This window comes from Peptoniphilus grossensis ph5, from assembly GCF_000311825.1.
GTDB lineage: Bacteria > Bacillota > Clostridia > Tissierellales > Peptoniphilaceae > Peptoniphilus_A > Peptoniphilus_A hominis.
This window is the reverse complement of sequence record NZ_HE978568.1, coordinates 238007-259057: the sequence shown is the minus strand read 5'-3', so window position 1 is coordinate 259057 and position 21051 is coordinate 238007. Positions and strand designations below refer to the sequence as shown.

17 protein-coding genes are annotated in these 21051 nt (G+C 35.3%); 12 read left to right on the top strand and 5 right to left on the bottom strand.

The window, feature by feature from the left end:
* Positions 1-206: 206 nt before the first annotated feature.
* The 8 genes from purF to HGPG_RS08405 all read left to right on the top strand — a co-directional run bounded on the left by purF (position 207) and on the right by HGPG_RS08405 (position 11226).
* Entirely contained in the window at positions 207-1568 is a 1362-nt protein-coding gene (purF, locus tag HGPG_RS08440; protein ID WP_019125645.1) for an amidophosphoribosyltransferase, read from the top strand.
* Entirely contained in the window at positions 1558-5229 is a 3672-nt protein-coding gene (locus tag HGPG_RS08435) for a phosphoribosylformylglycinamidine synthase (protein ID WP_019125644.1), read from the top strand. The genes purF and HGPG_RS08435 overlap by 11 nt, the downstream gene beginning before the upstream one ends.
* A 108-nt stretch (positions 5230-5337) precedes the next feature.
* On the top strand, positions 5338-6519 hold the full coding sequence (locus HGPG_RS08430; RefSeq protein ID WP_019125643.1) for an amidohydrolase: 1182 nt from the start codon (positions 5338-5340) through the stop codon (positions 6517-6519).
* A 90-nt stretch (positions 6520-6609) separates the two neighbouring features.
* Positions 6610-7656, top strand: coding sequence for an AraC family transcriptional regulator (locus HGPG_RS08425; protein WP_019125642.1), 1047 nt, complete (start codon positions 6610-6612; stop codon positions 7654-7656).
* Positions 7657-8000: 344 nt separating this feature from the next.
* Positions 8001-9275, top strand: a complete 1275-nt coding sequence (locus HGPG_RS08420; RefSeq protein ID WP_019125641.1) for an SLC13 family permease — start codon at positions 8001-8003, stop codon at positions 9273-9275.
* Between the two features lie 13 nt (positions 9276-9288).
* Positions 9289-10185, top strand: coding sequence for a L(+)-tartrate dehydratase subunit alpha (gene ttdA, locus HGPG_RS08415; protein WP_019125640.1), 897 nt, complete (start codon positions 9289-9291; stop codon positions 10183-10185).
* Entirely contained in the window at positions 10182-10790 is a 609-nt protein-coding gene (gene ttdB / locus HGPG_RS08410) for a L(+)-tartrate dehydratase subunit beta (RefSeq protein WP_019125639.1), read from the top strand. The genes ttdA and ttdB overlap by 4 nt, the downstream gene beginning before the upstream one ends.
* A 130-nt stretch (positions 10791-10920) precedes the next feature.
* A complete protein-coding gene (locus tag HGPG_RS08405; protein ID WP_019125638.1) occupies positions 10921-11226 on the top strand; it encodes a DUF4298 domain-containing protein in 306 nt (101 codons plus the stop codon).
* 54 nt (positions 11227-11280) lie between these two features.
* On the opposite strand, the gene HGPG_RS08400 is transcribed toward HGPG_RS08405, so the two are convergent.
* Positions 11281-11631: a phage holin family protein gene (locus HGPG_RS08400; protein ID WP_019125637.1), complete on the bottom strand. Its 351-nt coding sequence runs from the start codon at positions 11629-11631 to the stop codon at positions 11281-11283.
* Positions 11632-11749: 118 nt separating this feature from the next.
* Between HGPG_RS08400 and HGPG_RS08395 the strand changes: the two genes are divergently transcribed.
* Positions 11750-12475 carry a hypothetical protein gene (locus tag HGPG_RS08395; RefSeq protein ID WP_019125636.1) on the top strand — a complete coding sequence of 242 codons (726 nt, stop codon included), beginning with the start codon at positions 11750-11752 and terminating at the stop codon, positions 12473-12475.
* A gap of 41 nt (positions 12476-12516) precedes the next feature.
* On the opposite strand, the gene HGPG_RS08390 is transcribed toward HGPG_RS08395, so the two are convergent.
* The gene (locus tag HGPG_RS08390) at positions 12517-13863 is read right to left on the bottom strand and encodes a DUF438 domain-containing protein (RefSeq protein WP_019125635.1); all 1347 of its coding nucleotides are present in this window, start codon (positions 13861-13863) and stop codon (positions 12517-12519) included.
* Positions 13864-13980: 117 nt separating this feature from the next.
* Here HGPG_RS08390 and HGPG_RS08385 point away from each other — a divergent pair, with 117 nt between their 5' ends.
* Entirely contained in the window at positions 13981-14703 is a 723-nt protein-coding gene (locus HGPG_RS08385; protein WP_019125634.1) for a hypothetical protein, read from the top strand.
* 54 nt (positions 14704-14757) lie between these two features.
* Here HGPG_RS08385 and HGPG_RS10270 read toward each other — a convergent pair whose 3' ends face one another.
* Positions 14758-14907, bottom strand: coding sequence for a hypothetical protein (locus HGPG_RS10270; protein WP_019125633.1), 150 nt, complete (start codon positions 14905-14907; stop codon positions 14758-14760).
* A 197-nt stretch (positions 14908-15104) separates the two neighbouring features.
* Here HGPG_RS10270 and HGPG_RS08380 point away from each other — a divergent pair, with 197 nt between their 5' ends.
* A complete protein-coding gene (locus HGPG_RS08380; protein ID WP_019125632.1) occupies positions 15105-16001 on the top strand; it encodes a DUF368 domain-containing protein in 897 nt (298 codons plus the stop codon).
* A gap of 147 nt (positions 16002-16148) precedes the next feature.
* Here HGPG_RS08380 and HGPG_RS10410 read toward each other — a convergent pair whose 3' ends face one another.
* Complete coding sequence (locus tag HGPG_RS10410; RefSeq protein ID WP_019125631.1) at positions 16149-16955, bottom strand: transposase; 807 nt, start codon at positions 16953-16955, stop codon at positions 16149-16151.
* An 87-nt stretch (positions 16956-17042) separates the two neighbouring features.
* On the bottom strand, positions 17043-17615 hold the full coding sequence (locus HGPG_RS10405; RefSeq protein WP_483466568.1) for a transposase: 573 nt from the start codon (positions 17613-17615) through the stop codon (positions 17043-17045).
* Between the two features lie 820 nt (positions 17616-18435).
* On the opposite strand from HGPG_RS10405, the gene HGPG_RS08370 reads away from it, so the two are divergent.
* Positions 18436-21033 (top strand): glycyl radical protein, encoded by a 2598-nt coding sequence (locus HGPG_RS08370; protein WP_019125629.1) that lies wholly within the window; start codon positions 18436-18438, stop codon positions 21031-21033.
* Positions 21034-21051 lie beyond the last annotated feature (18 nt).

Genomic DNA, 21051 nt, shown 5'->3' with positions numbered 1-21051 from the left:
TAGTTGTATGCTTTTTTGCCCTGCGTTTACAAATAGTTTTATGGATAGACCTCAAGGACTTCTTGACGCAATTTTTGCGACTAATTTTTCACCTAAAAGTTTTTTACGCTCATCTTTTGATGAGCTTTTTTAATTGGAGGAAGAATGGAAGATTTTTATTTTAATTTTTTAGGAAATTCTAATTTTAAGGAAGAGGTGTTAGGCTAATGTGTGGAGTTATTGGCATTTACTCAAAAAGTGATGTGAGCAAAAAATTATTTTACGGACTTAATTCTCTTCAACACAGGGGACAAGAAGCCAGCGGTATTTGCGTCTTTGACGGAAAAAATATGGTCCTAGACAAGGGCATGGGTCTTGTCTACGATAATTTTGACGACGAAAGTTTTATTAAATTACAGGGAAATATTGGCATAGGTCATGTCCGCTATGCAACTGCAGGTGGCTCCTATGAATACAATTCACAACCCCTACTTGCCTTCTCAAAGAATAGGGAGTTTGCCCTTGCCCACAATGGTAACCTAGTTAATCACAAGTCAATAAGAAGAGAACTTGAAGACGAAGGTATGCTTTTCCAAACTGCCATTGACACAGAAGTTATTTTGTCTCTCGTTGCAAAATACTATAAGGGCGACATTGTTGAAGCTGTGAAAAAAACTATGGCGAGAATAAAAGGTGCCTACAGTGTAGTAATGCTTTTCGAAGACAAGTTAGTTGCCTTTAGAGATCCCTACGGCTTTAGACCACTTTTAATTGGCAGAGCAAAAAATGGCGAAGTAATAATTGCATCTGAAAATGCTCCTCTTGAAATAATTGGCACTGACGCCATAAGAGATGTTGAGCCTTCAGAAATTATTGTTGTAGATAAAAAGGGAATCCACTCAGACTTTTTTGAAAAGGAAGATAAAAAGCACTGCATCTTTGAATATGTATATTTTGCAAGAACTGATGCAACCCTTGACGGCGTAAACTCCTACAACTTCAGAAGAAGATGTGGAGAAATTTTATCCAAAGAAGCTCCAGTTGAAGCCGACCTTGTCCTTGCAGTTCCAGACTCAGGCACACCTGGAGCTATGGGTTATGCACAAGAATCAGGCATCCCCTTTGCCGAAGGCCTTGTAAAAAATAGGTACATGGGCAGAACTTTTATAAAGCCAACACCAGAAGAGAGAGAACTTTCTGTTAAATTAAAATTAAATCCACTAGAAACAGTTTTGCGTGACAAGAGAATAGTCTTGGTAGACGACTCCATAGTTAGGGGTACAACTTCTAAAAATCTCATCATGAGAATGAAAAAGGCTGGAGCCAAGGAAGTCCACATGAGAATAGTTTCTCCTCCAGTAAAATATCCTTGTTTCTATGGCATTGACACGCCATCAAGAAAGAAACTTATTGCCGCAAATTATTCTGTTGAAGAAATGAGAGAGAGAATCGGCGCAGATTCCCTTGCCTTTATATCCATGGAAGGGATGTTAGATGCTACTTTGATGAAAGAAGATGTTTTCTGCAAAGCCTGCTTTAATGGCGATTATGCAGTGGAGCCAAAGGAGTTAGTTGAAGATGAAAAATAATGTAAAGAGAATTTATATTGCAAAGAAAGATGAATTCGATCATGAGTCAAAATCCCTTAGAGAAGAAATAAAAACTTCTCTTGGCATTGATGCCACTTTCTTAAAAACTTACAGAAGATATGATATAGATGTATCAGATGAAACTCTTGATAAGACCATGGCATCTGTCTTTTACGAAGCGCCAGTGGAAGATGTTTATTATGAAGACTACAAAAATTTGGAAGAATCCTTTGAAAATCCAATAGGCATCCAATACCAAGCTGGACAATTTGACAACAGAGAAGATGGACTTGTTCAAACCATTGCTCTTTTCACTGATGAAAAAGTTAGGGCAAAGGTGACAGAAGTTTACGACATTGGCGGCGTAAATGATGGTGAACTTGAAAAAATTAAAAACTTTTTGATAAATCCTGTTGACTCACAAGAAGTTGATGTTTATGCAGAAACTATTTTGAGAGAAGATGCGAAGAAAAACCACGAAAATCTTGTCTATGAAGGCTTTAATGACTTAGATGAGGAAGGCTTAAAGAAATTCGTGGATGAAAAATCTCTTGCCATGAGTCCAGAAGACTTAAAGGTTTTGCAAGATTATTTCAAGTCTGAAAATCGCGACCCAAATGAAACGGAAGTTGCCATAATTGACACTTATTGGTCAGACCACTGCAGACATACAACTTTTAACACAGAGCTTGACATTGACTTTGATGTGGTTACTGAACTTGACAAGGAAATAAAGAGAGCCTTTGATGCTTATCTTGACATGAGAAGAAAGCTTGACATCAAAAAGCCAATTACCCTAATGAGCCTTGGCACAATTCTTGCCAAGGAACTTAGAAAAAATGGCAAGCTTGACGACTTAGAAGTTTCATCAGAAATAAATGCCTGCTCTGTAAAGATTAAGGCTAAGGTAGAAGTTGATGGTAAGGTTGAAGACCGCGACTACCTACTTATGTTTAAAAATGAAACTCACAACCACCCAACAGAAATTGAACCTGTTGGCGGTGCCTCAACTTGCCTTGGCGGTGCCATAAGAGACCCACTTTCTGGAAGATCTTATGTATATCAAGCCATGAGAGTTACTGGCGCAGGCGACCCTTTCACTCCAATTGAAAAAACTTTAAAGGGTAAACTTCCACAAAAGAAAATTGTAACTGAAGCGGCAATAGGCTACTCATCTTACGGCAACCAAGTTGGCGTTGCAACTGGTCTTGTTGACGAATTATACCACCCAGGCTATGTGGCAAAGAGAATGGAAACAGGCGCAGTTATAGCAGCTTGTCCTCTTGAAAATGTTAAGAGAATTGAACCTACAGAAGGCGACATCATAATTCTTCTTGGCGGCAGAACTGGCAGAGATGGCATTGGTGGAGCAACTGGCTCATCAAAATCTCACAAGGTTTCTTCTATTCAAACTGAATCTGCCCAAGTGCAAAAGGGAAATGCACCTGAAGAAAGAAAAATTCAAAGATTATTTAGAAATCCTAAGGCAGCAAAGTTAATTAAAAAGTGTAACGACTTTGGTGCAGGCGGAGTTTCCGTTGCCATAGGAGAACTTGCCGACTCAATTGAAGTTAAACTTGACAAGGTTCCCCTAAAATACATGGGCTTAAAGCCAAGAGAAATTGCAATTTCTGAATCACAAGAGAGAATGGCAGTTGTCGTTGCCAAAGAAGATGTGGACACATTTATGGACTTGGCAGACAAGGAAAACTTGGAAAGCACAGTAGTTGCAAGAGTAACTGGCGACAATAGACTTAAGATGTACTACGAAGATGAGATTATCTGCGACATGAGCTACGACTTTGTAAACCAAACTGGAGCAAAGAGAAGAGAAGAAGTTGAAGTTGTTTCTGAAGACTTCCCAGAATTTTTAGTTAATAAAGATGGGGCAGAAGACTTAGAAAAATATTTATCTGACTTAAATATTACTTCCAAGAAAAATATGATAGAACGCTTTGACTCTTCAGTGGGAGCAGCAACTGTATTGCAACCTCTTGGCGGCAAAAAGCAAAACACTCCAGCCCAAGTTATGGCAGCTCTTATTCCAACAGATGATGGGGAGTCCAAGACTGCATCAGTCATGTCCTATGGCTTCAACCCAAAATTATCTGAAGAGTCACAATACCTTGGCGGCTATTACGCAGTAATTGAATCTATTGCAAAACTTGTTGCAGCAGGAGCACCTCTTGCTGGCATAAGACTTTCCTTCCAAGAATTTTACGAAAAAATGGACAACAAAAAGTCTTGGTCAAAACCACTTAAGTCACTACTTGGAGCCCTAACTGCATCAAGATATTTTGATGCACCACCTATTGGGGGCAAGGACTCCATGAGTGGAACCTTTGAAGACATAAGCGTGCCACCAACACTTATTTCCTTTGCAGTAAATACTGTTGAGGCAAAAAATATTATCAGTCCAGAATTTAAGGGCATAGGAAAAATTGGTCTAATAAGGACAGATAGAGACCACATTGGCACACTTAATCTTGAAGAAACTAAGGAAAACTTTATAAACTTACAAAATGAAATAAAGAAGGGCAACATAATTTCTGCTGCAACCATAAATCACAAGGGCACACTTCCACAAATTTTTGAAATGGCAATAGACAATGTGGGCTTTGATCTTCAAGTAGAAGATTTATACTCACCTCTTTACGGCTCTTTTGTAGTTGAATATAAGGAAGACAGAGACTTTATAGAAAAAATTGGCGACTTTAGAGATGACTACGAAATGTATGTAAATGGCAAAAAATTAGATGTAGAAAAATTATCTAATGCTTACCTTAAGACAATGGATAAAATCTTTAAGCCAGTGGACTCAAATAAATTAACTGAAGTTAAACAAAAAGAAGCTCCTAAGAGAAGGATGAAGTCCAAGAAGCCAGTAGATGAGGTTAAGGTAATAATACCAGCTTTCCCTGGCACAAACTCAGAATACGACACAGCAAGAGCCTTTGAAAGAGCTGGAGCAAGTGCAGAAGTTATAGTATTTAAAAACAAGGACAATGAAAAAGTTAAAGAATCTATAGAAGAATTGGCAGAAAAAATTTCTAAGGCACAAATTTTGGCAATACCTGGCGGATTTTCACTTGGTGACGAACCAGGCGGTTCTGGTAAATTTATAGCCAATGTAATAAGGTCTGAAAAAGTTAAGGCGGCAATAGAAAAACTTTTAGGCGAAAATGACGGACTAATACTTGGAATTTGTAACGGCTTCCAAGCTCTAATTAAGACAGGACTTCTACCTTACGGTGAGATTAAAGACCTAGAAAAAGAGGACCCAACTTTAACATATAACACTTGCAACAGACACATAGCAAGAGTTGTAGACACTAAGGTGGTGTCAAATAATTCACCATGGCTTGCTAAACTTGAAGTAGGAAAAACTTACAAGGTGCCAATTTCTCACGGCGAAGGAAGATTTATAGCAAGTAAAGAAAAGCTTGATGAAATTCTAGAAAATGAACAAGTGGCAATTTGCTACGAAGATGCACCTAATGGCTCAATGTTAAATGTAGAAGCCTTGATGTCAAAGGACGGCAAGATCCTTGGCAAGATGGGTCACAGCGAAAGAGTCTTAGAAGATACTTTTAAAAACATACCAGGCATAGAAATAGAAGACATCTTCACAGCAGGCGTAGAATTTTTTAAGAAAGACTAAGTTTCTAAAATAATAAAAAAATTTGGGGCTACATTTGTAGTCCCTTTATAATGCAAATTTTTAGGAGTATAATTTTTTTATGAGAAAAATTTTATAGAGGGGGAGAATATGTTACTTGAGGAAATTTTTGAGGAAATTGATAAGAGACAAGATGAGATGGTAAAATACCGCCGTCACCTTCACGAAAATGCTGAGCTTTCCTTTGAAGAAGTTGAGACTGCAGCATATGTAGCAGACTTTTATAAGGGCAAGGATGTGGAAATGACAGAAAATATGGGCGGCAAGGGTCTTAGGGTTGTCATCGACACAAAAAAGCCGGGCAAGACTATAGCACTTAGGGCAGACTTCGACGCCCTTCCCATTCATGAAGAGACGGGACTTCCCTTTGCCTCAAGGCATGATGGAGTTATGCACGCCTGTGGCCACGATGCCCACACAGCTTACTTAATGGTCTTGGCAGATATTTTAAATGAGAAAAAGGATAACTTGCGTGGAAAAATTGTAATCATCCACCAACACGCAGAAGAAGCACCTCCAGGAGGAGCAAGGCAAATGATTGAAGCAGGAGTCCTAGAGGGCGTGGACAATGTCTTTGGAATCCATGTAATGTCATCTATGCCCCTTGGAACAGTTCAGTACCACAAGGGCAACACTCAAACGGGCAGGGCAAAGTTTAGGGTAAAATTCCAGGGCCTTGGCGGTCATGGGTCCATGCCACACCTATCCAATGATGCCATAGTTGCAGCATCACACTTTGTAACAGCAGTTCAAAGTATTGTGTCCCGCAGACTTTCTCCCTTTGAAAATGGAGTTGTGACAATTGGGTCCTTTGCCGGCGAGGGAACCTTTAACATTATAAAGGATTCTGTCACAGTGACAGGAGATGTCAGAGCAATGTCTGATGAAACCAGCGACGTTATCGAGAGAGAAGTTAAGAGAATTGCCAAGGGCATTGGGGAAACTTTTGGCATGGAAGTTGAGATAAATTACGCCAAGGACTATCCCGTTTTATACAACGACCCAGCCATGACAGATCTTGTTGTAGATGCAATTAAGGAGGCAAAGATTCCTGAAGTAAAAGAAATAAGTGACGGAGGTCCACAGCCACCATCAGAAGACTTTTCCTTCTACGCCAAAAAAAGACCATCCTGCTTTTTCTATGTGGGAGCAAAGAAGGATGATGCGCCCTACCCTCACCACCATCCAAAGTTTGACATAAGAGAAGATGCCATGGTCATCTGCGCCAAATCAATGGCAGCAGTTACAGTAAAATATTTAATGGAAGATTAGTTTTAAGCCTGCAAGTAATTTTGCAGGTTTTTTATTTTATAATTCTAAATAAATTAAGCTATATGATACAATTAGGGTGAGGTTGATAAGATGAAGGAATTAAACTTTACATACTATAGAAAAATTAATAATAAAAAATTCCCAATTAAATGTTACGCCTATTATGTTGGCGCCTTTAACTACAATTGGCACGAAGATGTGGAGTGCTTAGTTGTCATTAATGGCAAGCTGGAGGCTTGTGTCAATGGAAAAATTTATAAGCTCTCCAAGGGAGATATAGCCTTCTTTGACAGCAATGAGGGTCACGCAACTCTTGCAAAAGATAAGGAAACTATAGCCTTGGTATTTCACTTCAATCCAAAAATTTTAGATGGGTTTGATAATAATAGAGATAGATACCATTGGACGGGGGCAAGTGATGGAAGTACAAGAAACAATAAGTATGCCTTGGAACTCAGAAAAAGTCTTGTGGAAATTGTCGAGTCCTTTAAGGAGGAGTCCCTGGAAAATAAAATCAAGAGGTCTATCGCTACAGACAAAATACTTTTAAATTCTATTGAAAATTTTGCCTTAAAAGAGGAAAAAGACAGTGATGACAAGAAAACTTCATATAGAAATGAAGTGGTAAGAAACATTATTGCCTATCTTGATGAAAATTATAGGGACAAGATAAGCTTAGAGGATGTAGCTGAAGTTGCTGGTTATCATCCAAACTATACATCTGAAATTTTTTCAAAGACCCTGGGAATTTCTTTTACAGAATATTTGCTGAGGAAGAGACTTTCTGGTGCCACTAAGGATTTAAAGCAGAGCGAGAAAAAAATAGCAGAGATAGCCCTTGATCACGGATTTCCCAATGTGAGAAGTTTTAATGCAGCCTTTAGGGAAAATTTTGGCAGATCTCCTTCTGAATATCGACAAAGCTTGGACAAGGAGACTCTTGAAATTGATGCACAGTTTAAAAAAGTTTTTTTAAGTGATGACAATCTAAATTGGCTGAGGGCAAAGAAGGATTGGGTCTATGAAAACGAAGAGAATAAAAAAAAGGAAAGGGACCTAGACTACAAGGACATTGAGAGGGAAATTTATAAAAAAATTATTGAAGATTTAGAGAAAAACATGAATAAAATTATTTAATTTAACTTCGGCTAGTCCGAAGTTTTTTTTGAGTTTTTGAAAGGGCAAGCTAAAGTTTTAAAATATTTAAACTTAAATGTTTTCATATATTAAAATTTTGACTAGATATATTTTAAGATTAAAAGCTAAGACAAAAAAGGCAAAAAATTTTGAAAGCTCTATTTTAAGAGGAGAGAGAAAAATTAACCTGTAAAATTTTAAGATTAAAATTTTTGAATTCAGATAAAAATACTTTTGAAAATAAAAATTTTTGTTTTCACAACAAAATTTTTACTTAATAATGAGATAGATTAAGTAAAAAGCCTTCCATATAATGAAATCATAAAGTACATGAGGGGGATGTTATGAATACACAAACAATAACAATTGGATTTTTACTTTTTGCAATAATTATGTTTGCATGGGAAAAAATCCCACTATGGGTTACAGCTATGATTGTAGCAGTAGGCCTGGTGGTGACTAAAGTTTTGGAGCCAAAGGATGCCTTTGCAGGCTTCACTGATTCCAATGTGCTCTTATTCATGGCAATGTTTATTATTGGTGCTGCCTTTTTTGAAACGGGAATGGCACAGCGCGTTGGTGGTCTTGTTACAAAATTTGCCAAGACAGAGAGACAACTTATAGCGGCGGTAATGATTATTACGGGGCTTATGTCTGGAATCTTATCAAATACTGGTACAGCCGCAGTATTGATTCCTGTTTTAATAGGTATTTCTCAGTCTACAAAATTTCCTAAGTCAAAAATTTTGTTACCACTTGTTTTTGCAGCAGCCATGGGTGGAAATTTGAGTTTGATTGGTGCGCCAGGCAACATGATTGCCCAATCAGGACTTGAAACCATTGGACTTGAGTTTGGATTTTTCGAGTATGCAAAGATTGGTATTCCAGTTTTGATTGTTGGCATAATATTTTTTGTCACAATTGGATACAAGCTCTTGCCAGACAATGTAGCCAATGAAGATGCTGATTCTATTTATTCCCAAGAGAAGTCCTATGAGGATGTGCCTCAGTGGAAACAATGGGCATCACTTATAGTTTTAATTTTGGCAGTATTGGCAATGGTATTTGAAAAGAAAATTGGAGTAAAACTTTTCATCTCTGCTTGGATTGGAGCCTTGGCACTTGTTGTCATGGGAGTAATTTCCAGTAAAGATGCAATTAAGTCCATTGACATGAATACTATTTTACTTTTTGTTGGCTCCCTTGCACTTGCAACTGCCTTAAAGGAAACGGGCACAGGAGATTTAATAGCAAGTACAATTGTTTCAAAGCTTGGAGACAATCCATCGCCAACAGCACTTATGATTATAATCTTTATAATTTGTGCAACACTTACGAATTTTATGTCAAATACAGCTACAACAGCTCTCATGGTTCCTATTTCACTTTCTATTTCACAGGCAATTGGAGCAGACCCAAGAGCAGTTTTAATGGCGACAGTAATTGGTGGGTCAATGGCATATGCAACGCCTATTGGTATGCCAGCAAACACTATGGTTTATAACATTGGGGGATATAAGTTTAACGATTATGTTAAGGCGGGCTTGCCACTTATGCTAATTTGTGGAGCAATAGCTTTAATACTTTTACCAATATTCTTCCCCTTCTTTCCAAACTAAAAAGGAGTAAAAAATGAAGAGAGAAAATTTAGAAAAAAAATTTATTGACGAGATGGCAGCCTTTGTTGGTGTAGTTAGTATGAAGCTTCCCAAGGATGTTGAGGACAAATTAAAGGAACTTTCAGAAAAAGAGACAAATCCTATGGCAAAGACAATTTATGAAACTATGAAAAAGAATCAAGAGCTTGCATGGGAAATGAAGAGACCTTCCTGTCAAGACACAGGAGTCCTACAATTTTTCTGTGAAGTGGGAGAAGACTTCCCCTTTAAAGCTAACTTAGAAGAACTTTTAAGAGAGGCTACTTATAAGGCGACTATGGAAACTCCTCTTAGACACAATAGCGTTGAAACTTTTGAAGAATATAATACAGGAAAAAATATTGGCAAGGGAACTCCAACAGTATTTACAAAAATTGTCCCTGGCTCATCAGCCAAGATTTACACTTACATGGCAGGTGGCGGTTGCTCACTTCCTGGTGCAGGTGTAACCCTTATGCCAGGCGAAGGCTACGAAGCTGTTGTAAAATTCATCCTAGACAGAATGACTTCCTATGGACTTAATGCTTGTCCACCACTTTTAGTTGGAGTTGGAATAGGAACATCTATTGAAACTGCAGCCATGAATTCAAAACTTGCTCTCATGAAAAAGGTTGGAGACCACAGCGAAGATGAGAGAGCTAGAGACCTAGAAAAGAGACTTGAAGATGGCATAAATAAAATTGGAATTGGACCTCAAGGTTTTGGAGGAGAAAATTCTGTAATGGGTGTTAATATTGTAAACACTGCAAGGCATCCAAGCGTGCTTTCTGTTGCACTTAATGTTGGATGTTGGTCTCACAGAAGGGGCTTAATTGTACTTGATGAAGAAATGAATTATGAAATACTAAGTCATGAGGGGATAGAATTATGAGTAAAAAAATTTTAACAACACCTATATCAGCTGAAGATATAAAGGATTTAAAGGTTGGAGATATAATTTATCTTTCAGGAAGAATGGTAACTTGTCGTGATGTTGCTCACAGAAGAGTAATAGAAGAGGGACTAGAACTTCCTGTAGATGTTAAAGACAAGGCAATACTACACGCAGGACCTATTATTTCAGAAAAAGATGGAAACTATGAAATGATTTCTGTTGGACCAACTACTTCAATGAGAATGGAAAAATTCGAAGAAGAGTTTATCGACAAAACTGGAGTAAGAGTCATAATTGGCAAGGGTGGCATGGGCGAAGGAACTGCTCGTGGTTGCAAAAAAAATAAAGCCATTCATGTAGTAATACCTGCAGGCAATGCAGTTTGGGCAGCTACAAGAGTTAATAAAATAGTAGATGCACAGTGGAAAGACTTGGGAATGCCAGAGACTCTATGGGTATGTGATGTAGAGGAATTCGGTCCCCTAATTGTATCCATTGATAGCCAGGGTAATAATATTTTTGAGCAAAACAAAGTTATTTATAACGAGAGAAAAGAGGAAGTTTACAAAGATATTATTGACCATGTTCACTATATAAAATAAGTTAGATTAGATAGAATCGAAAAACCAAACCTCATAAGAGATAGGATGAAAGTCCTATCTTTTTCTTTTGCAATTTATTTTTTATAATAAGGGTATAAAGATTTATGTAATTAATTATAAGGAGGATATTATGGATCCTATTAAAAGAATTAGTGAAATGGAAAAGATTTTAAATGACCACAATGATGTAATTGAGAATTTGAGAGCTGCCATTGAAAGATTTGAGGCTCATCAAGAGGAATACAAAAAGCTCAGCGATTATTATTCTTCTGAAACTTATTTTGAAGACTTGGAAAGATATGACAGGGGCGAAATTCCAGAGGACCTTCCTTGTGGAGTTCTTTCTGAAGATGCTGTCTTTGATCTTTTTGGCGAAAACTTCAATGTTGCCATTGAAATGCTTGAGCTTGCTACAGAAGTTTTAAAATACCGTTAATTAAAAGTGCCGCAGTGACTTTTCATAACTGCGGCATTTTTTCTTTATGAAATTTTACTTAAAGTTTTTACTCATTATTTCTCTTATAGTGCTATTAATAAAACTCAAAACTATACTTGCCCAAAAGGCTGTGCCAAAGCTTCCAATAGATGCAGACCTCACAAGGTTAAAGGCAATTTCAAGGACCACTGCGTTAATAACCAAGGAAAATAGTCCAAGGGTTACTATTGTTATTGGAAGGGATAAAACTTTTAGTATTGGTTTTATTGTAAGGTTAACTAGTGAGAAAATTATTGCCATTGCTATAAAGGCACTTGGTTTTGAGAAATAAATATTTTCAAATATCATGTCTAATATGTAAAAGGACAAAAAGTTTGCCACTAGAGCTCCTAATATTTTCTTCATGTCTTCCTCCTTTATTATATTTCCTTTATTATATACCCAAAATTCTACTTAATATAAATAAGTTTTTTATAAATATATTTTGTGATAAAATAAAAACAGACATAGATAGGAGGTCATTATGAGAAAGTACAATTACGGCTCTATTATCTTAATACTTATAGCCAATGCAATAATTGTTGGAATCTTGCAAAATATTTTTGACGGCAACTTGTCAATTCTTGGAGGCTTTGTCACTTTTATTTCTGACTACATAATTTGCAGGGGACTTCTTTACACGAGAGAGGGAAGTTTTTCTGAATATTTTATGGGAATAAAAACTATTACAGGCAAGGCATTTTTAATGAACATCTTAGTGGGAGTTATAACTGTCATCTTACTTATGTTTGCCCTACTTATATCAGGAGCAGGATTTTTATTTACGCCTTTTGCAATAAATAATACAAGAGTTCTTATAATCGCAATAGTTTTAATTATACTAATAACAATTCTTTTATCTCTTCTTTTTGCCTATGTGAACTTTTTTATGGCAGATGAGAGATACAGGGACCTTCCATTTTTTGACACTTTTATGCTCATTTTAAGGACAGGTTTAAAATTATTTAAGGAAAGTTTTATGGCAGGAGTGAGAGTCTATAAGATTTCCTTGCTGACAGGAGCCATAGCCCTTGTCACAGGAATTTTATCTCTTAAAAGTCCAGCAGCACTTATTTTTACATTTATATTTGGTGGAATTGCTGCTATCGCCTTTTTCCTCTTAACACCAAGATTTCGTGCAAGCCTAGCTGATATTTATGAAGAAAACAATGAGAGGATTTATTCCAATACCGTTGAAGAAGATTTATAAAAATAAAAAGTCACTTTCATAGTGGCTTTTTTTTAATCTCTTTAGTATTGGCTTATGTCTTCAACTGTTTCTAGGGTGCCTATATATTCCCCATCCTCATAGACTGCAAGATACTTAACAAGAATTTTCTTACCCTTAATATTCCTGCACACCACCAGACGGTCCTTCCTCTTGTTTTTAAAATCATCAAGCAAGGACTTAACCATTGGCACAACCTTTGGAGGGTGGCAAGAAGTTACATCCCTATTTAAACAGGACTTAGGTCTAGGGAAAATCTTGTCTTCCCCCTCAGAATAAAATCTAACCAAGTCATCCTTATCTATAAAGGTAAGCTCGGCATCAAGGGTCCTTAGGATTTGCATGGCCTCATTTAGCTTTAAACTTCCAGTTTCAAAGTCTAGGCTTCCAGAAGAAATTTTTTCTTTTGGGGAAATTTCTTTAGGCTTGTAGTCCTTCCAAAGAGGAAGCTCACCCACTAGGTCTAGTCCATACTCCCCAAGGTCACCATAGATTTTATTCCACTCTTCCTCTGTGAAGTTTTCCTTTAAAAGTGGGAATAGGATACTTTCTTCCTTATAAATCATTTCATAAACCCTGTCTAAAATTTTATTGAGGTCCTCTTGGTTATAAGAATTTGCCTTAATAATCTTTGATAGGTCCCTTCTTATCTCGTCATCAACAGCCCACATTACATCACTTGGACCACTTATCTTGTACTTTGTCTTCAAAAGAGGGTAGATGAGTCCAGCCTTTTTTCCATAGTGAGAATTTATTTTTAAAAGGTCACTTATCTTTTTTAGCTTGTCTTCACCTTCCTTAACCCCATCAGCCAAGGACTTAATTTTTTTATTTTCTAGGCTTAAAATATTTAGGGGATGGCCAGGGATTTTTTCAAGGTCCTTTTGGCTCTCGTCTATAATATTGCTTTCGTGGAAGAGGGCAGAGTGGATGTCGCAAAGTTTTTGAACCTTTTCAAGGGGAAGACCACTTTTTATTAGGCTTTCTTCTGCCGCAACAATTTCCTTTGAAGAAACATCCTTAAAATTTTTAACAAAGTCACTTCTAACAGCCTCCAGGTCCTCGCCCTTGGAAACTCTTTCAATATAGGACTTTAAAAGCTCAAGCCTCTTGCCTTCATCTGAAGGATTATCTTGAGGATCTTGGTCTTCAATGAGATTAAAGCCCCCTTCCTGCAATTTTTCCCTAATTATGTCGAGGTCAATATTTTTCATTCCAGCTCCCTTTTTTATTGAAACAATTTTTCCGACACTAGAAAGTGCCAAGGGATTTGTAATTTCACTAAAACCAATATCCTTTAAGATATTTTTCAAGTCAGGATATTTTTCCACAAGACTTGCAACAGGTTCATTTATACTTATATTTTTCATACTTCCTCCTTTATTTTATTTTTTTATTTATATACCCAAAGCAAGGCCCAATATAAATAAGTTTTTTAAAAATATCTTTTGTGTTAAAATAAAAACAGACATAGATAGGAGGTCACAATGAGAAAATTTAATTACGGTTCAGTTATCCTTTTAATGATTTTAGGTGGAATTATAGCGAGAGTTTTTGAAAGAATTTATGACGGAAATCTTGCTATAATTGGAACTATATTTGCTTGGATCATTAATTACATAATCTGTAGAGGACTTTTGTACAATAGAGAAGGAAGCTTCAGTGAATATTTTAGAGGAATAAAGACAATTACGGGAAAAGTCTTCTTGATGAATATTTTAATTGGTCTAATAAGTTCTGTTGCACTTTTATTTTCAGCTCTAACATCAGGAACTGGGGCTGTATTAACTGATGCTGGCATGAGAGGGATTTTATTAGCTTCACTTTTATTTATTTTAGTAACAGTATTTCTTTCACTTATTTTTGCCTATTCAAATTTTGTCATGGCTGATGAGAGATATAGGGACCTTCCCTTTTTTACTTGCTTAAAACTTATTACAAAGGCAGGCTTTAAGTTATTTTCTGAAACTTTTGTCATGGGCGTAAAAATATTTAAGGTTACAATTATTTCTTCGATTGTGGCACTTGTCATGATAATTCCTGCAAAGTCTATGCCAGAGATTTTGACAGTATCCTTTATTGCCCTAATAGTTGCAGCAATTGCGGCTGTTATAGTGGGACCAAACTATATTGCAAGACTTTCTGATATTTACTTAGATAGTATCGAAGGCATTTATGATGAAATAGGAGAAGACAGAGAAGTCCTATAAGTTATATAAATTTTCCACTACTTGTGTAGTGGATTTTTTATGTAGAAAGTTAGATTATTTAGAAAAATAAGCTCTAATTAATTTGTAAAGGACAATGAGGATTAAAAAGATAAAAAAACTTAAAAAAGGATCCTTTGTCCAAGTTACAAGTATAACGCCAAGTGCTGCACAAACTAAGTCCTCGATAATTTTTTTGTAATTCATTTTTCCTCCTTTTTGGAATTAAGCTTAAATAGTTTTCTCTAGAAGATATAAATATATTTTAATTGATTTCATTATAGCATATTGCCACAAAATATAAAAAATTTACTAATAATAAAAATTATTAAATATTTGTAAAATTTTCCAGGATTTTATTATTTTTAAAAATTAAGTGTTATCATAAAAGGACTGGAGGAATTATGTTAATTGATATTTTTCACGGTATGATTATGGCTCTTGCCGACTCCATTCCTGGAGTGAGCGGCGGCACTATTGCTTTCATACTTGGATTTTATGATAAATTTATAGAAGCTCTCCACCTCTTTTTTGAGGGAGAGAAAAATAAGAGAAAGCCCGCCTTTTTTTATCTCCTAAAGCTTGGTCTGGGCTGGGTCTTTGGACTCCTTTTGAGTATTTTTTTCCTGTCAGAATTATTTCAAAGTGAAATTTATTTTATGTCATCAGTTTTTTTGGGACTGACTATTATGTCTCTTCCCTTTGTAATAAATAGCGAAAGGGAAATTTTAAAAAAGCACAAAGAAGATTTTTATTTTATTTTTATTGGAATTCTTGTAGTTGCCTTCTTAGTTTATTTTCGTGGCAAGAGCAGGCTCATTGGAAATTTTGATTTAATAGAGCCCAACATCTTTGAGTACTTTTATTTATTCTTGGCAGGGGCTCTGGCAATTTCTGTCATGGTCCTACCTGGCATATCTGGCTCATCTATTTTACTAATAGCTGGAGTTTACATACCTGTAGTTGAAGCTGTTGGGGAAGTCCTTCGCTTTAATTTTGAAAAAACTCTGCCACTTTTTGTCATGTCTCTTGGCATTTTATTTGGAATTTTTATGTCCATTAGAGTCATAAGAGATAGGATGAGGAGGACCAGGGACAAGATGATCTATCTCATCATAGGTATGATGGTTGGATCTCTCTATGCCATAGTCATGGGTCCAACAACTATAGGTGGAAATCTTCCTCTTAGCTTAGAGACCTTTAGCCCTCTTGGATTTTTTATTGGAATAATAATTTTATTTATTCTTGAAATTATAAAAATAAGAACAGAAAAAAATAAGGTGATGTTGCAGAATAGATGATTCTACTCTGCAACATCTTTTTTTTATCAAGTATTTAAGTTTAGCCATTGTATTTTTTGCTTTTAAAATATTTTCTAGATAATTTTATGCTGTTCCCTATAAAAATGGGTGCACTTAATAAAGCTTGCTATTATGAATATTTTTTCCTTAAGCAGCTTTGTATTTTATGATTTCTAAGTTCTTATTTTCTATTTTTGATGCCAGTTTATTTAGGTTTAGCCCTATCGATAAGAGACATATTTCACTTATTATATTTTCTTTTCCTCTGTGGTGGAATCTGTTGTAGTTTAAGCCTGACTTTATTTTGGAAAATGCTCCTTCGGCTTGAATTGATCTATTTATTCTTTCTTCTAATCCTTGATCGGATGTTATGTTTTTTAGGGATTCTTCTCTATATTTTTGAAATGTTTCTGATATGTAGATTCCCTTGGTTTTTTGTCCTTCTTTGTTCCAGTCGAAACATCTGTAGACTTTTGTTATACTAACATAACCACTTTTCTTAGTATCGTACCTATCTTTACATCTTACAAAGACTTTTCCTTCTTGTGATATGTATTTGTCTTGCCTTTCATCGTATTTTAAGCTTTCTCTAAATTCTTGTTCTTTTTTATATTTTCGTGTTTTCGACTTTTCATAGTTTGATGGTTTTATGTATGATGTTAATTTATTTTCTGCTAAGAATACATAGTTTTCTTCACTTTCGTATCCTGCATCTGCTACTATTTTTTCTAGTTTTCCTTCATAGTTTTCTAGTAATTTGCCCAAGAATGGTTTTAGGGTGTACATATCAGATGGGTGGTGGGATATGTTTTCTCCTATGATGCAGCCTGATGCACTTGCCAGCTGAATGTTGTAGGTTGGTTTTAGTTGACCATTTTTCATGTGGTCTTCTTTCATCCTAATGAAGGTTGCGTCATGGTCTGTTTTTGAGTAGGAGTTTCTGTAGTCTCCCATTATTTCTAGATGTTTCTTGTAGCTTTCTAGTTTTTCTTTCCAATCTTTTAATAGTTCATAGTCCCTTTGTTCTTTTGTTTTTCTTTTTCATTTTCCGTAAACAAATTTTATTTTTTCCTCTTTGCAATATTTTCTCAATTGATTAAAGATTGTTGTTACTGCTTGAATTACTTGGTCTGGAATTAGACTTTTACTTAATCCTAGTTCTTCTTTTATTCTTTCTGTTAATTTTTCTTGCCACTTTTCTATACTTCCTCGCCATACAAAACTATATCTGTTGGCATAGGCTTCTATCTTTGTTCCATCTATATAGATAATTGATAGGTCTATCTGATTTTCTTCTATCAGTATTTGGACCATTTGATTTAGTATATCTGGTGTTAGCTCTAGTATTTTTTGTCTGAATCTGTTAATGGTAGAGCGGTCTGGTGCTTTGCTTCCATCTAGTAGGTATCTTATTCTTAAATCATACTTGCATGATTTTTCTATTTCTCTTGATGTAAATATTCCTTCTGAATAGCAGTATATTATTATTTCTAGCATGGTTACTGGATTTACAGCAGCTTTCCTTCCAAATGATGAATAGACTTTTCTTAGTTCCGTTAAGTTTAACCTTTCAATTATATTTTTTACAAGCCTTATTTTAACATCATTTTGAATATATATTTCTGTATTAAAGTTTTATCTTAGTTGAATTGTATCATTAAATAGTGTATAGTTAGTTAATGATGATGTATTTTTAACAGTTTTCATAAATACATTGTATCAAAAAAAGACGAGGATTTTTATGTTTCCTCGTCTTTTTCTATTATGGGACTTTTGCAACAGCCCCTTTTTTATAAACTATCCTATAATAGCTTGTTGCTATTATTGTTTTTACATATAGAGGCTCGGCATAAATTTTAACTATAAATATAGAAAAACAGTATAGATTAGATATTTTTAAAATTATATAAATTGAACTTAAAATGACTCAGGGTGTTTGTCTAATAATAGTTTAGTTAAGAAACAAAGAATCAAGAAAAGAGTATTATGACAAGATAAATATAATGATTTTCATGTACGATAATAATTAATAATACATAGGTAAGCAAGGAACTTTTTTAAGTTTACAACATATTTATAGTAAAAAATTACCAATGAATAAAGAAACGATTTCCTATTATACTTAACAAAATGTTGCACTTTTAAAATACAATAATTTAAAAATGGTTTAAAATAAATATTATACTATAATTATAGGGTATAGATTTTAATGAAATAAATTTAGAATAAACTAAGAAAACGCTTGACATAAAAAAAATGACAGCCATATAATTACTGTATAAGGTGATTAATTTACTAGGTTAAAGTAGACACTTAACCTTAGGATTACTCTCCAGCTTATAAGCGAATGTGACTATTATTGCTCGAGAATAATAGCAAGTTTCTACATAGCATGTAGTTAGAAAAATTTAATTTATGTTAAGGAGGATTACAAATGACTGATGCTTTAATTGGTAAAGGCTTTAAAGAGCCAACAGAAAGAGTTAAGAGATTAAAAAATGCGGTATTAGACGCTATGCCAATGATTGAAGTAGAAAGAGCACTTCTAGTAACTGATATCTATGAACAAACAGAAGGTGAACCTACTATTCTAAGACGTGCAAAGGTTAATGAACACCTATTTAATCACATGCACATCACAATCAGGGATGACGAATTAATCGTAGGTGCCCCTTGTAAGTCCATTAGATCTTCCGAACTATTTCCAGAATACTCACTTGAATGGCTAGAACCTGAATTAGACACAGTTGAAACTAGACTTTGTGACAGGTTTGCTATTCGTGAAGAAGACAAAGATGTAGTTAGAGAACTTGTTAAAAAATGGAAAGGTAAAACAATGAGTGATTATGCTACATCACTTATGTCACAAGAAGCTCTAGATTGTCAAGATTACGCAATGTTTAATGTTGGTAACTATCAATTTGCTGGTGTTGGACACGTTTGTTGTAATTATGAAAAAGTCTTAAAAGAAGGGTTTAAAGGAATATTAAAGGATGCTGTTGAAGCTCTTGATAATTTAGATGTAGATGATCCTGATGCTATTAAAAAGAGACAATTTTATAAATCCATAATTATTACTTATACAGCAGCAATTAATTTTGCTCATAGATATGGTGCAAAAGCAAAAGAAATGGCAGATCAAGAAAGAGATCCTAAACGTAGAGAAGAATTACTTCAAATCTCTAAAAACTGCTATAAGGTTCCAGAAAACCCAGCAACTACATTCTGGGAAGCACTACAATCATTCTGGTTTGTACATCTATTAATTAACATTGAAACTAATGCTCATAGTTATTCACCAGGACCTTTTGATAGATATATTTATCCATTCTATGAAAAAGATTCAAGCATTGATAAAGAATTCGCACAAGAATTACTAGATTGTTTATTCGTTAAATTCAACGACAAAAATAAAGTACGTGATGATGTATCAGCTCAAGCTTTTGCAGGATATCAAATGTTCGAACTTTTAGCGCTAGGTGGAACTGATGAAGATGGAAGAGATTTAACAAATGACATTAGTTACATGTGTTTAGATGCATTAGCACACGTTGGTCTACCAATGCCATCAGTAGGATGCCGTATTGGAAACCAAACTCCTGATGAATTCTTATATAGAGCTTGTGAAGTTATCAGATTAGGTTATGGTATGCCTAACTTATTCAATGACGAAGTAATTATTCCAGCTATGGTTAACAGAGGAATCCCTCTAAAACTCGCTAGAACATATACACCATCTGGTTGTGTAGAACCTGATATTGCTCACCAATATGACGGATGGCATGATGCAGCTGCATTTAACGTTGCACACGTTCTTGATGTTACTCTAAATAATGGACGCAGCTATAACGGAAAACAACTCGGACCTAAGACTGGAGAAATTGATACATTTACTTCAATTGATGATTTCATTGAAGCATTTGATAAACAAATGGAATACTTCGTTGGAAAGATGGTTGAATCTGACAACTGTATAGATACAGCACACGGAGATTTAGTACCACTTCCATTTGAATCAGCTCTTATTGAAGGCTGTATGGAAAAAGGTAAATCAGTTCAACAAGGTGGAGCTAAGTTTAACTTCTCAGGTCCACAAGGCGTTGGTGTAGTTGATGCTGGAGACTCTCTATATTGTATTTACAAAAATGTATTCAAAGACAAGAAGATGACTGTTAAAGAATTGAAAGATGCTCTAGAAAACAACTTTGGATATCCAGTTCCTAATATTGGCTCTACTGAACTTTCTATTGCATCTGGTAATGCTAATGGTGCAACAGTTGATGTTTCTGGAGTCGACTTTAACTCAAATAATGCAGAAGACCTAATTTATCAAAGAGTAAAAGAAATATTAGGTGGATCTTCTTCAAATCTTTCTAACTTTAGAAACTCTATTAGCTCAAATGAAACAACAGCTAAATCTAATAACCCAAGATACGAAGAAATGCTTAGAATATTAAGAAACACTGAAGCTTTTGGTAATGACAATGATGAAGTCGACCAATTTAGCCACATTGCAGGTAGAATTTATTGTGAACAAGTAGAAAAACATAGAAACGCTCGTGGCGGTAGATTCCAAGCTGGTATGTACCCAGTATCTGCTAACGTATTATACGGAAAAGACGTTGGACCACTTCCTACAGGAAGACTTGCAAAAGAACCTCTAGCTGATGGTGTATCACCAAGAGCTGGATTCGATAGACTTGGACCAACAGCAGCAGCAAACTCAGTATCTAAGTTAGACCATGCTTTAGCAAGTAACGGAACACTTTATAACATGAAGTTTTCGCCAGGTGCATTAGCAGGAGATAAGGGACTTATGAATTTAGCATCTCTAGTAAGAGGATACTTCGCAAGAAAGGGTATGCATATTCAATTTAACTGTATCGACAGAGATACTTTAATTGACGCACAAAAACACCCAGAAAAACATAAAGATTTAGTAATTCGTGTTGCTGGATACAGTGCTCAATTTATAGGACTTGCTAAGGAAGTACAAGATAACATTATTGCACGTACTGAAATGGAATTTTGATTAGTCTGATTTAAGTTT